The sequence below is a fragment of the Dermabacter sp. genome (assembly GCF_032550575.1).
Lineage (GTDB): Bacteria > Actinomycetota > Actinomycetes > Actinomycetales > Dermabacteraceae > Dermabacter > Dermabacter hominis.
Genome location: NZ_JAWFZC010000001.1, coordinates 121790 through 135984, shown reverse-complemented (window position 1 = coordinate 135984; position 14195 = coordinate 121790). Strand labels below are relative to the sequence as shown.

Annotated in this window: 13 protein-coding genes and 1 other RNA gene; 4 read left to right on the top strand and 10 right to left on the bottom strand. The window is 62.4% G+C overall.

All coding sequences use genetic code 11. The features are described 5' to 3' along the window. Positions 1–26 precede the first annotated feature (26 nt). Genes E6X30_RS00675 through E6X30_RS00665 form a run of 3 tightly spaced genes read right to left on the bottom strand, consistent with a single transcriptional unit; the run spans position 27 to position 5250 of the window. The gene (locus E6X30_RS00675) at positions 27–926 is read right to left on the bottom strand and encodes a hypothetical protein (protein ID WP_070458668.1); all 900 of its coding nucleotides are present in this window, start codon (positions 924–926) and stop codon (positions 27–29) included. Positions 927–938: 12 nt separating this feature from the next. Then, the gene (locus E6X30_RS00670; protein ID WP_316335529.1) at positions 939–3911 is read right to left on the bottom strand and encodes a bifunctional [glutamine synthetase] adenylyltransferase/[glutamine synthetase]-adenylyl-L-tyrosine phosphorylase; all 2973 of its coding nucleotides are present in this window, start codon (positions 3909–3911) and stop codon (positions 939–941) included. Positions 3912–3918: 7 nt separating this feature from the next. Then, positions 3919–5250 carry a glutamine synthetase family protein gene (locus E6X30_RS00665; protein ID WP_316335528.1) on the bottom strand — a complete coding sequence of 444 codons (1332 nt, stop codon included), beginning with the start codon at positions 5248–5250 and terminating at the stop codon, positions 3919–3921. Positions 5251–5353: 103 nt separating this feature from the next. On the opposite strand from E6X30_RS00665, the gene panB reads away from it, so the two are divergent. Then, positions 5354–6166 (top strand): 3-methyl-2-oxobutanoate hydroxymethyltransferase, encoded by an 813-nt coding sequence (panB, locus tag E6X30_RS00660; RefSeq protein WP_070436027.1) that lies wholly within the window; start codon positions 5354–5356, stop codon positions 6164–6166. A 13-nt stretch (positions 6167–6179) separates the two neighbouring features. Here the strand turns inward: panB and E6X30_RS00655 are convergent, their stop codons facing one another. Next, positions 6180–6392 carry a hypothetical protein gene (locus E6X30_RS00655; protein ID WP_016664510.1) on the bottom strand — a complete coding sequence of 71 codons (213 nt, stop codon included), beginning with the start codon at positions 6390–6392 and terminating at the stop codon, positions 6180–6182. Positions 6393–6444: 52 nt separating this feature from the next. Between E6X30_RS00655 and map the strand changes: the two genes are divergently transcribed. Both map and ppgK read left to right on the top strand, forming a co-directional pair. Further along, a complete protein-coding gene (gene map / locus E6X30_RS00650) occupies positions 6445–7350 on the top strand; it encodes a type I methionyl aminopeptidase (RefSeq protein WP_316335527.1) in 906 nt (301 codons plus the stop codon). A gap of 41 nt (positions 7351–7391) precedes the next feature. Beyond that, on the top strand, positions 7392–8243 hold the full coding sequence (gene ppgK, locus E6X30_RS00645) for a polyphosphate--glucose phosphotransferase (RefSeq protein ID WP_070436025.1): 852 nt from the start codon (positions 7392–7394) through the stop codon (positions 8241–8243). A 29-nt stretch (positions 8244–8272) separates the two neighbouring features. On the opposite strand, the gene rnpB is transcribed toward ppgK, so the two are convergent. Then, positions 8273–8607, bottom strand: an RNA gene (gene rnpB / locus E6X30_RS00640) — RNase P RNA component class A. Between the two features lie 49 nt (positions 8608–8656). Here rnpB and E6X30_RS00635 point away from each other — a divergent pair. Next, entirely contained in the window at positions 8657–9427 is a 771-nt protein-coding gene (locus tag E6X30_RS00635) for a peroxide stress protein YaaA (protein WP_316335526.1), read from the top strand. Positions 9428–9430: 3 nt separating this feature from the next. Here E6X30_RS00635 and E6X30_RS00630 read toward each other — a convergent pair whose 3' ends face one another. From E6X30_RS00630 to E6X30_RS00610, 5 genes are all read right to left on the bottom strand, one after another. Continuing rightward, positions 9431–10477: an LD-carboxypeptidase gene (locus E6X30_RS00630; RefSeq protein WP_316335525.1), complete on the bottom strand. Its 1047-nt coding sequence runs from the start codon at positions 10475–10477 to the stop codon at positions 9431–9433. Next, entirely contained in the window at positions 10474–11301 is an 828-nt protein-coding gene (locus E6X30_RS00625; RefSeq protein WP_316335524.1) for a Nif3-like dinuclear metal center hexameric protein, read from the bottom strand. The genes E6X30_RS00630 and E6X30_RS00625 overlap by 4 nt, the downstream gene beginning before the upstream one ends. Before the next feature lie 34 nt (positions 11302–11335). Further along, positions 11336–11800: a Fe-S cluster assembly sulfur transfer protein SufU gene (sufU, locus tag E6X30_RS00620; protein ID WP_016664504.1), complete on the bottom strand. Its 465-nt coding sequence runs from the start codon at positions 11798–11800 to the stop codon at positions 11336–11338. Then, complete coding sequence (locus E6X30_RS00615; RefSeq protein ID WP_259873948.1) at positions 11797–13089, bottom strand: aminotransferase class V-fold PLP-dependent enzyme; 1293 nt, start codon at positions 13087–13089, stop codon at positions 11797–11799. The genes sufU and E6X30_RS00615 overlap by 4 nt, the downstream gene beginning before the upstream one ends. Positions 13090–13663: 574 nt before the next feature. Further along, entirely contained in the window at positions 13664–14185 is a 522-nt protein-coding gene (locus E6X30_RS00610; protein ID WP_016664502.1) for a TetR/AcrR family transcriptional regulator, read from the bottom strand. Between the last annotated feature and the right edge of the window lie 10 nt (positions 14186–14195).

The following is a 14195-nucleotide window of genomic DNA, read 5'->3' as shown; positions in this document are numbered from 1 at the left end:
GAAGTAGAGCGCCGTGGGGCTTCGTGCTAAAGCTTGGCGTTCAAGAGCGTGAGCAAGAGTTCTTTTGGACTCTGTGCCTCGCTAAGCGCGCAATCATCTGGCGCGAAGTCCCACGCCTTTCGCAAGGCTTTAAAGGTTTCCCACTCGGCTTGTGACGTGCGCAGCGGAACGGCGCCGTACCCGCCGGACTCGGGCAGGTGGATGATGAAGGCGCCCGTAAGCTCTGGCATGTCGCGAAGGGTTCCGTCATTGTCGAGAAGGTTCTCGGCATTCATGACCGCAACTGCCTGCAGCGCGTAGTCTCCGCGCACCTTTTTGGAGGTTTTGATGTCGCCGGTGAGGAGGGTGTTGCCGATTTTGACGATCGCGTCCGTTGTACCGGCATAACCCACCGTGCGGTTCACCACGGTTTGTTCGATCTCGATGAACTCCGGTTGGAAATCGTCGAGGAAACCGGCGAAGCCATCGAGGCGCACGTTGGCACGCCGAACGAGCTCGCCGAGGTTCGTCTCCATGCTCAACAGGTCACCGCCGCTGCGCATCTCGGTGGCAAGATCGCGCATGTCGGCATCAGTGGGGCGCTCGCCCGATCGCTCCCACGCCTCGCACAAGGCATGGACGTAGGTGCCGAAGTCTGCCGTCGTTTTCGTATAGTCGGGGGCGGCTTCTGCGATGCGCTTTTGGGTGGTCCAGCTGTTGCGGTTGACGCGGCGAATCTCGTCGAAGGCACGCGACGGGTTGCGGTCGAGGTACGAGAACATCTCGAGGGCACGCTTCGAGGCCATGCGCGCGTACCATCCGTTGAGGTGATCTTTTGCGCGCATCCCGGCGACCGTGGTGATGGAGGGATGGATGAGTTTTCCTCCGGGCTCCATGCGATACATGCGTCCGCGTGCGGTTTGGGCGCTCAATTCGGGTGAGGTCATAACCTCTTCAGGCTACTCGCCGAAGATCAGGCGTTCGGCGACCTGGCGCGAGTGGCGCGTGACTTTGAGGTATCTCTCCTCGATTGCCCTGGCGTTGTCCACGGGTTCGTGCACGAGCGCTGCGAGCGCGCGCAAGTCGACCAGGTCGGTAGGGAGTGCGTCGGTTTCACGCCCCCGCCACAAAAAGAGTGCGCGGCGTAGCTCCCATGCGAGGAGCCATGCTCGACGCAGCGCCTCTGCGTCGGCGCTACTCAGGTGCCCGGCGGTCTCGAGGGCGGCGAGCGCGTCGAGAGTCCCGACGGTTCGGAGGCTTACGTCGTCCCCCGCGTATTCAAGAAGAAGCCGTTGGACGCTCCACTCGACGTCGGTCGTCGCGCCGCGACCGAGTTTGAGGTGGTGCGTCGATTTCACGCCTCGCGGGAGCCTTTCCCCTTCGATGCGGGCCTTCATCCGTGCAAAATCGCGCCGATCGCGCTCGTCCATACCGCCCGCGCGGTATCTCGCGCGGTCCATGACGGCGGTCATGGCTGCCTTCGTGTCTTCGGAGCCTGCGATGACGCGGGCACGCAGCAGTGCTTGGCTTTCCCACCGTTCGGCGTGATGGGCGTAGTAGTCGTCGAAACTCGCGAGGGTGCGCACGAGCGGGCCGGAGCGTCCTTCGGGGCGGAGGTCGGCGTTGACGCGCATGTTGATGCCCGAGGCGGGGGCGTTGAGTATTTTCTGCACGCGCGAAGCGGCGGCGATCGCTTCTTCCGTGCCTCTCGTGCACGCGAACTGGACGTCTGCATCGGAGGAAAAACCCATTTCACGAGCGCCGAACGACCCCATCGCGACGACGCAGAGCTCGACTTCTGTATGCCGTTGCACGAATTCAACCGTGAAGGTGAGGATTGCCTCGGCAAGGGTCGTCAGAGACTCCCCTAGCGACGGCAGGTCGAGCAGACCGCACAGGTGCGCGATGCTGATGCGGACGATTTCTCGCGCGCGCACGGCACGAAGGGCGTCAATCACGTCGTCTTCGCTGTCCGCGCGCCCCGCGATCGCGTCAAGCTCGCTCGCAAGCTGTGCATGGCTCAGGGGCGTCAATTGAGCATCGTTCGCGAGCCAGCGCACGGCATAGGGATGCAGGACGAGCTGTTCACCGACGTATCGAGAACTCGAAAGAATGCGGGTAAGACGCTCGGCGGCTGCGCCGGAGTCGCGCAACATTCCAAGGAACCAGTGCGTTTCGCGGAGGGTATCCGAAAGTCGCCGGAAGGACAGCAGGCCGAGGTCGGGATCGACACCGTTCGCCAACCATTCGAGGAAGGCGGGCAGCAGCTGTTTTTGAATCGCGGATGCGCGGCTGAGCCCTTTGGTGAGCGCATCGATGTGGTGAAGTGCGCGCTTGGGATCTCGGTAGCCGATCGCTTCGAGGCGAGCGCGCTGCTCTTTGGGACTCAGCGCAATCTGGCCATCGCTCAGGCGCGCCGATGTCACGAGGAGCGGGCGGTAGTAGATCTCCTCGTGTAGCTGGCGCACGCGCCTGCGCACGGCATCGATATCGGCGCGAAGGTTCTCCACCCGCGTGCCGATGCCGCGGGCGAGGCGCCGCTCGTCGGGCTCGGTTGACGGCAGCATGTGTGTGCGCCGAAGGCGCCAAAGCTGGAGCCTGTGCTCGCATACGCGCAAGTAGCGGTAGGCATCGGCGAGCTCGACCGAGTGCTCTCGGCCCACGTATCCACCCCGCGTGAGCGCGTCCAGTGCGCTCAGGGTGCCAGCTTCACGGATTCGCTCGTCTGTTCGCCCGTGCACCATTTGGAGCAGCTGGATGGTGAACTCAATATCGCGCAGTCCCCCGCGCCCAAGCTTGAGATCCCGGTCAGCATCAGCCCTGGCAAGCACGCGGGCGCGCATCGCGCGAGTGTCCTCAACAAAACCCTCACGCGTCGAAGCCTGCCACACGAGCGGCGCGGTGAGGCGCTCAAATTCTGCACCGAGTTCGGAGTCGCCCGAGCATGAGCGGGCTTTCAAAAGCGCCTGGAACTCCCACGAATGAGCCCATTTTCGATAGTACTGGGCATACGATTCGAGCGTTCGCACGAGCTCGCCGTCTCGCCCCTCCGGCCTCAGGTTGGCGTCAATCTGCCACAGGCTTCCCTCCGCTGTGCGTTCCGCGCATACGCGCGCGACTTCACGCGCGAGGGCGCCGCCAATGGTGGTGACCTCTTCTTGACTCACGCCGCCTCGAGCGGCTTCAGCGACATACATGACGTCAACATCTGAGATGTAGTTCAACTCGCGCGCGCCGGCTTTACCCATGGCGATGATCGCGAGGCGTACTTTGTCGTGCTCGGGGGTTGCCGCGCGAGCAAGGGCGAGCGCCCCCTCGAGGGCCGCGTCGGCGAGGTCGCTGAGGAGCGTCGAGATCTCTTCTTGGTGCGCGAACGGGTCGGTTGCGCACACATCGCGAGCCGCGATTTGAGCGAGGAGAAAATAGTACGCGCGGCGGAAAGCACGACGCGGCGCGGACCCCTTTTCCGCCACGGCCACGGCAGCATCCGGGCGCGAGCCGACGGCGGCGAGCATCACCTCGCGAAAACGCTCACGTGTGGGGCCGGCAAGCGTCGGACACTCGAGGATTTCTTCGAGTGCATCCACGTGACGTGCGAGCGCATCCCCGAGCGCGACCGAACTGCCGAGGATCCTCACGAGCGTGCGCCCCAGTGCTTCATCCGCAACGACCCTGTCAAACTGCGCGCTTTCGCCGGCTTCCGCTGCAGATTCGGCAAGGCGCGTCAGAGCAAGGAGCGCTTCGTCCGGGTCCGCCGACGCGCCCATGTCTCGCACAAGCGCGGGAGGAACCCGAGAGAGAGCATCGCTCGCGAGGAGAGCGGCGCTCCTTTCCGTGCGGACGAAACCGAGGCGCGCCAGATCGAAGTGGCTGAATTCGCCTTCGTCTGTGCCCGCCTGGAGCGCCTGGATCGCGCCGGTCTCGAGTCTCATGCGTGGTCTAAATATCGAAGGTCGTGCGCAGCTCGGAGTCGGTGACCTGGCGGCGGTACCCCTCCCACTCACGGCGCTTATCGCGCAGGATGTATTCAAAGACCTGCTCGCCGAGGACGTCAGCCATGAGCTCGGAGGTTTCGAAGCTTTCGATCGCGCGTAGAAGATCCGACGGGAGCGGCTCGATGCCCATGGCGTTTCTTTCCCGTTCGGTCAGCTCCCACACGGTGTCTTCTGCCCCCTCTGGCAGCGGATATTCCTCCTCGATGCCCTTGAGGCCCGCGGCTAGAAGCGCCGCGAATGCGAGGTAGGGATTGGCGGCCGAATCGAGACCGCGGAACTCGACGCGCGAGCTCGTGCCTTTCGTAGGCTTATGGAACGGAACGCGCACGAGGGCACTGCGGTTGTTGTGCCCCCACACGATGTAGCTCGGGGCTTCTTGTTCTCCCCACAGACGCTTGTAGGAATTGACGAACTGGTTCGTGAGGATCGAGTACTCGCGAGCGTGCACAAGCAAGCCTGCGATGAAGTGGCGCGCTGTTCGCGACAACCCGTACTCGGCGCCCGGTTCGTGAAAAATGTTCGTGCCATTTTGAAAAAGGGACAGGTGAGTGTGCATGCCGTTACCCGGGTGTTCAATCATGGGCTTCGGCATGAAGCTCGCGAATTTTCCTTCGCTGAGCGCGATGCCTTTCACGACGGCGCGAAGCGTGAGGAGGTTGTCTGCGGTCGTGAGTGCGTCCGCGTAGCGAAGGTCAATCTCGTTTTGGCCCGGCCCGCCCTCATGGTGGGAGTACTCGACGTGAATGTTCATGCGCTCGAGCTCTCGCATTGCGTCGCGTCTAAACCGACTACCGTCAACTCGCTGCACGTAGTCAAAATACCCGCCCTGATCGACGGGAGTAAGGCCAACCCCCTGTTCATAGGCCTGTTCGAACAGGTAAAACTCCACTTCGGGATGGGTAAAGAATTCGAGGCCCTTGGCTTCCGCACGCGCGAGGGCATCGCGAAGAACCCGGCGAGGATCCGAAGCTGCCGGCTCAGAATCGGGCGTGAAGACATCACAGATCATGACGCCCGCTTCGCCGCCGCGCGGCGCCCCCATGACCCGAAAGGTCGAGGGATCCGGGCGCAAAAGCATGTCGGATTCATAGGAGCGGGTCAGGCCCTCGATCGCGCTCCCGTCAATTCCAATCCCTTCGTCAAAGGCTTTGTCGAGATCGTGGGGGGAAATCACGATCGACTTGAGCCGCCCCACGACATCACTGAACCATAGGCGGATGTAGTCAATCCCCTGTTCCTCGACCTGCCTGAGCACTGAATCCTGGTGGCGTTCCATACATCAATTGTGCCCCACGCCCGCTACGCCCCAGAAGTCCCCCGCCGCGCCGACTACGCTGAGGTCGCACCCGCTGCATTGGACACGCACGAAAGGAATTCCCGTGAGCGAGAGCGCCACACCGCGCAAGGTCCGCACCCACACCCTCCGCGATTTCAAGAAGGAGGGCAGAGCGATCACGATGCTCACGAGCTACGACACGTTCAGCGCCCGTATCTTCGACGAGGCCGGTATCGATGTGCTTCTCGTGGGTGATTCGGCGGGGAACACCGTGCTCGGGTACGACTCGACCGTGTACACAAAGCATGAAGACATCGTGCGCTTTACAGGGGCCGTTGCTCGCTCGTGCACGCGCCCCCTGGTCCTTGCCGACCTCGCTTTTGGGACCTACCAAGCGAGTGTTGAGGACGCGGTGCGTCACGGTGTCGAACTCATGCAGGCGGGGGCACACGCGGTCAAGCTCGAGGGCGGCCGTGAAATCCTTCCCCAGGTTGAGGCGCTCGTCAACGCGGGAATCCCCGTGTGCGGGCACGTGGGATTCACGCCTCAGTCGGTCAATCAGCTCGGTGGGTTTAAGGTGCAGGGCCGCGGGGAGGGGGCCGACGCTCTCCTGGCCGACGCGGTTGCTCTTGAAGAGGCGGGCGCCTTCGCCGTCGTCCTCGAACTCGTGCCGGCTCCTCTCGCGACACGCGTGAGCGAAACGCTCGAAGTACCAACGATCGGCATCGGCGCGGGGGCAGGATGCGATGGTCAGGTGCTCGTGTGGCAAGACATGGCGGGGCTGAGCGGCTTCGAACCTCGATTCGTCAAGGCGTTTGCCGACCTGCGCTCCGAACTGTCAAGGGCGGCACGAGAATACGCCGACGCTGTGCGCGCGAAAAGCTTCCCCGCGCCCGAGCACACCTTTGAACACTAGCGAGGTCGATGCACTACCGGTCTTCGTCGTCCTGATCATCGTCGTCTCGGTAGTACTCGTTCCACTCCTCGGTTTCTTCCTCCCACTGTTCGTTGTGTTCGGCCGCGCTTTCAAGCGCGTGCTGAGCCGCTTCGCGGGTCGGGTACGGGCCCATGAGCTCAATCGCCGGGCTCTGCATACCTTCTTCGATCTCAGAGGTCTTGGTGTTGTAATAGAACTCGCTCATCACACCGCCTTTCGTTAGTCGTTATCCAGATGAACCTGTCAAACTGGTAACCATGACTGTAGACCACTGGCTTCGTCCCGAAAACCGTTCCGTGCTTGAACCGGGCACCATCGGCCCCCTTCGACAGGTTCCCTCGTCGATCGCGCGACCTGAATACGCGTTCAAAGACGAGGCCAAGTCCGATAATTGCGGCCCCTACGTGCAAACCTCGGAGGTCATCGAGCGCGTGCGCCGCGCCTCCGCCATTGCCGCAATCGCGCTGCGAGAAGCGGGCAAGGCAGCACAACCGGGGATCACGACCGACGAGATCGATGCCATCGTCCACGAGGTCATCCTCGATCACGGCGCCTACCCCTCGACGCTTGGATATTTGAGCTTCCCGAAGTCGTGTTGCACGAGCCTCAACGAAGTGGTGTGCCACGGTATCCCCGACTCCACCGTCATGGAAGAGGGCGACATTCTCAACGTCGATGTCACCGCGTACCTCGATGGCGTGCACGGCGATACGAACGCGACATTCCCCGTCGGCGAGATCGCTCCGGAGGCAGCGGATCTAATCGACCGTACCGAGGAGGCAATGTTCCGCGGGATCCGAGCCGCGAAGATCGGCCGCGAGGTCAATGTCGTGGGCCGCGTGATCGAGAAATATGTGGGTCGCTTCGGCTACGAATCGGTGCGGGAGTTCACGGGGCACGGTGTCGCCGAGGGTTTCCACAACGGCCTGATCATTCCTCACTACGATTCCGCGCCTCATTACGACGATGTCATCGAACCCAACATGATTTTCACGGTCGAGCCAATGGTGACGCTCGGCTCACGTGAGTGGGATCAGTGGGACGACGGCTGGACGGTCACGACACGCGATAAGGGCTATACGGCGCAGTTTGAGCACACCTTCCTCATTACCGAGGACGGCTACGAGATTCTGACCGATCCGGACGCTGAGATTTCCGCGTAGACTAAAGGACATTGTCACCCCGCAAGGAGAAACCTTTCACCATGGCCAAGGAAGCATTCGGAATCGATATCGGCGGCAGCGGCATCAAAGGTGCGCCCGTTAATCTGAAGAAGGGGGAACTCGCCCAGAAGCGTGTGCGCATCCCCACGCCTCAACCGGCAACCCCCGATGCGGTCGCGAAAACGGTCAAGGAACTCATCGACTCATTTGATGTTCCCGCGGATATGCCCGTGGGCGTGACCTTCCCCGCGATCATTCAGCACGGGGTCGCGAAGTCTGCGGCAAATGTCGACGATTCGTGGATCGGCACCGATGTCGATACCCTCCTGTCTGAGGTCACGGGCCACTCGGTCTTCGTTGTCAACGATGCTGACGCCGCCGGCATCGCCGAAATGGAGTTTGGCGCAGGCAAGGACAAGTCCGGCCTTGTCATCATGACGACCCTCGGCACCGGAATCGGTTCGGCAATGTTTATGGACGGCAAGCTCATTCCTAATTCGGAACTCGGCCACCTCACGTACGAGGGAAAGAGCTTTGAGAAGTTCGCCGCGAGCTCGGTTTTCGAGAAGGCCGGCATCAGCTACGAGGAATGGGCCAAGGAGCGCCTGCAAAAGTTCTACGGCCACGTTGAGTTCCTTTTCTCCCCCGATTTGTTCATCGTGGGCGGTGGCGTGTCGAAAGACGCGAAGAAGTACCTTCACTTCCTCGATCTCAAAACCGAGATCGTGCCCGCGAAACTCCGCAACGAAGCAGGCATCATCGGTGCGGCTGCACTTGCTCACGCCGAGCGTAAGCTCGAAGTGAAAAAAGACAAGGGCGAGAAGAAGGCCAAAAAAGACAAGAAGAACGAATCGGCGGCGGAACTCGCTGCTGAGTCGGTCGAAGAGGCCTGAGGCGGAGGGCATCGGGGGCGCCTAAGGCGCGGACCAGCCAGCCTATAAGCCGGGTTCTGTTTCGACAGTCATCTATCTAGGATCGCCGTTACCGACGACCTCGAGCGGCCTACCCGGAGACTCGGCCTGGCAGCCTTAGCGCCTCCTGCATGACCTTGCTCCCGGTGGGGTTTACCGTGCCGGCACCATCGCTGGCGCCGCGGTGGTCTCTTACACCACCCTTTCACCCTTACCTGCGCAGCAGGCGGTTTGCTTTCTGTGGCACTGGCCCGCGGATCACTCCGGGTGGGTGTTACCCACCACCGTGCCAGGGGGAGCCCGGACTTTCCTCGAGGCAATACCTCGCGACTGTCCAGCTGACTGGTCCAGTCCTCAATTTTACTCCACGCCCGACCAACAGGAGCTCGCACGAGATGTTAATTCTCTTACCACCGTCGGAAACGAAAACTCGCCCCGCCGCCCTCGAAGCACCGAGTCTCGATCTCGCCTCGATGTCGTGGGGTGAACTACGCGAAGCTCGTGAGGACATGCTGCGCGCGGCAAAGCTCACTGCCGAGAGCGACACCGCGATGAGCGCACTCAAAATCCCGGCTACTCAACCGGAGCTGCGCGAGCGCATGGCCCACCTCGAGCGCGAACCAGTCGCGCCGCCACTCGAGGTGTATTCGGGAGTTCTCTACGATGCCCTCGGCACGGTCTCCGTGTCCGACGGCTGCCGGCTTCTCGTGCAGTCCGCACTCTTTGGGGTGGTCGACTGCACAAAAGACCTCATCCCCGCCTATCGTCTTTCAGCGGGAAGCGAAGTGTTGGGACTAGGAAAAGTCTCGACATGGTGGAAGCAGCATCTCAAAGACATTGGCGCAGCAATCGAGCGTAGCGGCGAAATCGTGATCGATTGCCGCTCCGGCGCGTATCGCTCGATGATGCCGCTTAAGGGCGCGCAGGTTCTCGAGGTGTCCCCGGTGGCGGTGCGCGAGGGCACGCGCCAGGTGATCAGCCACGACGCTAAGCGTTATCGAGGCCTCGTTGCGCGCGCTCTTTGCGAGGCGCCAGAGGCCGCCACAACAGCTGAGGGCGTCCTCGACGTGCTCACCTCCGCCCTCGGCGATGCACTGGATTTCGAGATCACCGATGGTAAAACTCGGCGGACGCTCACCGTGATCGACGATTGGGAGCGCCGCTGACGTTCACTGGCCGTAGTGGCCCACGACCTCTTCCCGGCCCGTATCGATGGTGACGTCTCCACCGTAGGGAATGACGTATTGAGGGCGCGTGTGCCCGAAAGGAACACCGAAGCACACGGGAAGATCCGGCGCGTATCGCGAAAGTTCGGCGAGCACGTAATCACGCTGCGCCGCACGACGAGCCGCGCGCACATTCTCGGGAGCGGGATGGTCCCGGTCGTCGACGACGGGCCGCGCGACGAGCATCCCGGCGGCGGCTTCGAGGTAGCCGCGCTCCCCCATTCCACGGATCCAGCGGCCTACGAGGTCGGGGCCCGGAAGAAACTCGGATGTTTCGAAGATAAGTATCGCGCCTTCGAGGTCTGCGAGATCCGGAAGTCGGTTTGCCCACGCGAGCTGGTCGAGCACCTCGAGGCATCCACCCCATGTGCGACCGCGCACGCGCGTTCGTGATCCGTAGAACTCGAGAGGAACTGCGGCCTCGCGAGGCGAGGCTTCCGTGAGGGCACGCTCTTCGCTCCAATCGAACCCGTAATCTTGGCTATCGGCGGGAAGAGTGTAGGTCAGGTCCCCTTCACCAAAGAGCGCCGCGCGAAGTGAGGTGACATGTTCGGAATCCACCGTCGGACCACTCCCGAGATGGACCATGGTCGAACCGCCATAGAAGCTTGCAAGCCCGTGCGCGAAAAGCCACGAGTGGAGATTGGTGTTATCGCTATAACCGAAGAACGGCTTTGGATCAGCGACGGGAAGTTCTGGGGCGAGGTAACGAAGAATACGGATCTGATCGTTACCGCCAATAGTCGAGATAAGCGCCCGGATCTCGGGATCAGCGAAAGCGGCGTTCACGTCGCGGGCACGTTCCTCGGGGCTCGCGCCAAGTGCACGGGTCGTGGGGTATTCGACGACCTCGAGCCCGAAGATCTCTTCGAGCCGTCTCATCGCCTGCTCGTGGATCGCGGGAAAGTACGCGGGAGCCGCCCACGCGGGCGAGAGTACGGCAACCTTGTCGCCCTCGCGGACCGGCGTGGGCTTGACAAGGCGTTTCATCTCACTGCCTCCGTGAAGGGATCGCTTGAGAGAGCTGAAACCTCAACCTCAAGTTCGGGGAATTCTTCGCGCACAATCGAGGCGAGATGCGGCAGATAGAGGTATTCGCTCGCGTAGTGCGGAAGGTCGATGAGTGCGGGCACGCGAGAGTGATCCGCGCGCGATTCGAGGTGCTCTAGGGCGGGGTGGTGGCGAAGATCCGATGTGATGTAAAGATCCACCCCCGCGTTCGTTGCGGCCTCAAGAAAAGAGTCCCCGGCGCCCGGGCACACCGCAATACGGCGCACCTCGCGATCCGCTTCGCCGGTAAATAGGACCCCTTGAGCAGTGGCGGGCACGCTCTTCGCGATAAGCCGGGCCACGTCACCGACCGTCGAAGGCTCGGCACACTCTCCCACGGCACCTAGGCCAAAGAAGGACTCATCGTCCGCGGGCTTACCCGGCTCAAGCGCCCTGGCATCGGAAAGGCCCAGCAGCTCAAGCCATGCCCCGACGGTGCCGTTTTGCGAACGGTCGCTATTGGTGTGCCCGCACCACAGCCCTCCGCGCGAGCGGAGGATTTCGGTCGCCACCGCCCCCTTACCCGTCGTTGCCGGCAGAAAGCTCGCGCCCCGTAGCAGCAACGGGTGGTGCGTGATGAGGAGCGTTCCTTCACGCTTCGCAGCCTCGCGAGCCTCGGCAACCGTCGGATCCACCGCGAGGCGTATCCGCTGGACCTCCCAGGTGGGGTCCCCGAGCACGAGGCCCACGCGGTCCCACTCTTCCGCCCATTGGAGCGGGTAGAGGCTTTCGAGCAGAGCGGTCACGCGGTCGATGGTCGTCATGGGTTGTACCTCGGCGGTTGTCGGTGAACGAGAGTCAGGATTGCGATCCACGCGCGGCTTGAGCTTCGGCGAGGGCCGCCTGATAGGCCTTCCACGGCATGAGTACGCACTTCACGCGGCCGGGAAACTTTGCTGCGCCCACGAGTGCGATCCCATCACCAATGATGTCTTCGTCGCCTTCGTTTTTGCCGCGAGAGTGCATGACCTCGTCGAAGTGGTCAAACGTCTTCTGTGCATCCTGGAGGCTCTCGCCGATGAGCAGATCGCTCATGATGGAGGCGGAGGCGCGGCTCATGGCGCACCCCGTCGCGTCATAGGACAGATCCGTGATCGTCGGGTTGTCCGCGTCGCCATCAAGCTGGAGGCGCAGCGTGATCTCGTCCCCACACGTCGGGTTGACGTGGTGAACTTCGGATTGGAACGGCTCGCGAAGCCCAAAATTCTGGGGGCGTTTGTCGTGCTCGAAAATGAGCTCGGAGTACATCGCATTGAGGTTCATCGATCAAATCCTTTGAAAAACGAGATGGCTTCCTCGAGTGCAGAGGCGAGGCGGTCAACTTCGTCGAGCGTGTTATACACGCTGAAGCTTGCGCGCGTCGTTCCGTGAACACCATATCGACGATGAAGCGGCCACGCGCAATGATGCCCCACGCGCACTTCAACGCCGAGCGTGTCGAGGACTTGCCCAATGTCGTGGGGGTGGCGGCCTTCAACACTGAACGCGACGGCGCCCGCGCGCCCTTCGCCCGGGCCCTTGCCGATGATCCGCACGTCGTCAATCCTCGCGAGATTCTCGAGGGCGCGCTCGGTAAGGACAGCTTCGTGGGCGGCAACGTTCGCCATGCCCAGGTTCCGGAGATATCCGACGGCTGCCTCGAGCCCCACTGCTTGCGAAATCATCGGGGTTCCAGCCTCGAAACGTGCAGGGGGCTCCGCGAAGGTCGTGTGATCCATGTGCACGATCTCGATCATCGAACCACCGAGCAGGAACGGCGGGAGCTCCGCGAGAAGTTCATATCGCCCCCACAGCGCGCCGATGCCCGTGGGGCCCAGCATCTTGTGCCCGGAAAAGGCGAGAAAATCGACACCGAGGTCGGCCACGTCGATCGGCATGTGAGGCGTGGATTGGCATGCGTCGAGCACCGTCAGGGCACCGACGTCGCGGGCGCGCGCCACGAGAGTCGGGACCGGATTGATCGTGCCGAGCACATTGGACTGATGCGCGAAAGCGAAAACCTTCGTGCGTTCATTCAGCAGCGAATCTATATCGGTGAGGTCGAACTCGAAATCGTCCGTCAGGGGGATATAGCGAAGCGTCGCACCCGTGCGGCGGGCAAGTTCCTGCCACGGCACGAGGTTCGAATGGTGCTCCATCTCGGTCACGAGAATCTCATCGCCTTCGTGCACGCGTAGGTGTTCCGGAGTTGAAGAATCCGCATTACCGAGGGCGTACGCCACGAGGTTGAGTGCTTCGGTCGCGTTCTTAGTGAAGACGAGTTCTCGAGGGTCCGTCGCACCAATAAAACTAGCGATGGATTCGCGCGCCCCCTCGTAACGATCCGTTGCCGCCTCCGCGAGCTGGTGGGCGCCGCGCTTAACCGCCGCGTTGCTCGCCGTGAGAAACGCTACTTCGGCATCGATCACGCTCTGGGGGCGCTGATTCGTCGCCCCCGAGTCCAGATACACCAGCGGTTTTTCATCCGCGAGGTTCTGATGGAGAATCGGGAAGTCGCGGCGGATAGCCTCGACGTCGAGCCCGGGATGCTGCGCGGACACTTCAGGTGTCATGGATGAATGCTCCTTGTCGACCGTTCGAGCGTGCGACCTCCAGTATAGGAATTTTGCAAAACCGAAAGCGCAAATCTGTGGGGAATATGTCAGAGCCTCACACGAGCCGTTCGGGCCACGGGCCCCGCCCTTCGTCCGGAGCGAAGATACAAGGGCTGCGCCCGCATTGTCGACACGGCGTGCGCTAACCGCGACTGAGCAACCAGAACACAACGTCACAACACCCTCACTCTTCGCGAAGAGTGAGGGTGGCGATGGTGGACCTAGCAGAAAGCTTGTAGAAACTCGCCCCACCGGTGGGTTCCATGAGATCACTGCACCGAACGATCCGCAGTCGCGCGGGGCGGCCTACCCAACGTGAGCCAGAACCGGTAAGTCCGCACCGCAGCATCGGTAGCGAGGCAGCCGACTCTCTGGAACGGCGGTATCACGATAGCGAGGCGCTCCGCGCGATCGCGAACGATGTCGGGATCAGCCCGTCCGACTATCGGCGCACTGCGAAGGGGGCGCACTCTCACGGAGACCAGTCCGTGGCCATTAGCGACGCAGGGCGGCCCCGAATCAAAAGGCCCCCTCACGACAGGAGTGCCGTGAGGCCGTCGGAGAGAATCTCGCGTGGGCTGACGTGGTGCGTCGCGTGCAGCCGCGCATAGGTAGGAGCTTGGTCAGGGTCAATGGCGACGCGCTTCTCGTCAGGCGCCATGGGTGCGGTCAGCGAGGCGCCAATCACCAGGTTGGACAATCGGTAGGCAGTTCCCAGCGGATCCGGGGTACCCGCTTGTTCGAGCAGGACGCACATCCGCTCGGAAAGGGCCAGGTACGCCGGGCCCCTGGGAGCGCGCATACCGATGACCTGACCGGCCCACCGGTGGGTCGTGAGGTGCGCGAAGAAGGCGTGCATCAGGGCAGACAGGTCGGCGTTGCGGATCGACTCGGACATCACGGGATCGTCTGCAAGCGCTGTGTCGAGGGCGAGGTCGAACAGGTCGTCGACGGATTCGACGCGGGAGTACAGGCTGGCTGGAGCAACACCCACCTGTTGTGCCACAGAACGCAGGGTGAGGGCCCTCAACCCGCCTTCGTCCAGCAGCCTCACCGATGCCCTC

Coding starts and splice junctions, on each gene's coding strand:
- E6X30_RS00675 (WP_070458668.1), bottom strand. CDS start 926: ATGACCTCACCCGAATTGAGCGCCCAAACCGCACGCGGACGCATGTAT.
- E6X30_RS00670 (WP_316335529.1), bottom strand. CDS start 3,911: ATGAGACTCGAGACCGGCGCGATCCAGGCGCTCCAGGCGGGCACAGAC.
- E6X30_RS00665 (WP_316335528.1), bottom strand. CDS start 5,250: ATGGAACGCCACCAGGATTCAGTGCTCAGGCAGGTCGAGGAACAGGGG.
- E6X30_RS00655 (WP_016664510.1), bottom strand. CDS start 6,392: ATGAGCGAGTTCTATTACAACACCAAGACCTCTGAGATCGAAGAAGGT.
- map (WP_316335527.1), top strand. CDS start 6,445: ATGACTGTAGACCACTGGCTTCGTCCCGAAAACCGTTCCGTGCTTGAA.
- ppgK (WP_070436025.1), top strand. CDS start 7,392: ATGGCCAAGGAAGCATTCGGAATCGATATCGGCGGCAGCGGCATCAAA.
- E6X30_RS00635 (WP_316335526.1), top strand. CDS start 8,657: ATGTTAATTCTCTTACCACCGTCGGAAACGAAAACTCGCCCCGCCGCC.
- E6X30_RS00630 (WP_316335525.1), bottom strand. CDS start 10,477: ATGAAACGCCTTGTCAAGCCCACGCCGGTCCGCGAGGGCGACAAGGTT.
- E6X30_RS00625 (WP_316335524.1), bottom strand. CDS start 11,301: ATGACGACCATCGACCGCGTGACCGCTCTGCTCGAAAGCCTCTACCCG.
- sufU (WP_016664504.1), bottom strand. CDS start 11,800: ATGAACCTCAATGCGATGTACTCCGAGCTCATTTTCGAGCACGACAAA.
- E6X30_RS00615 (WP_259873948.1), bottom strand. CDS start 13,089: ATGACACCTGAAGTGTCCGCGCAGCATCCCGGGCTCGACGTCGAGGCT.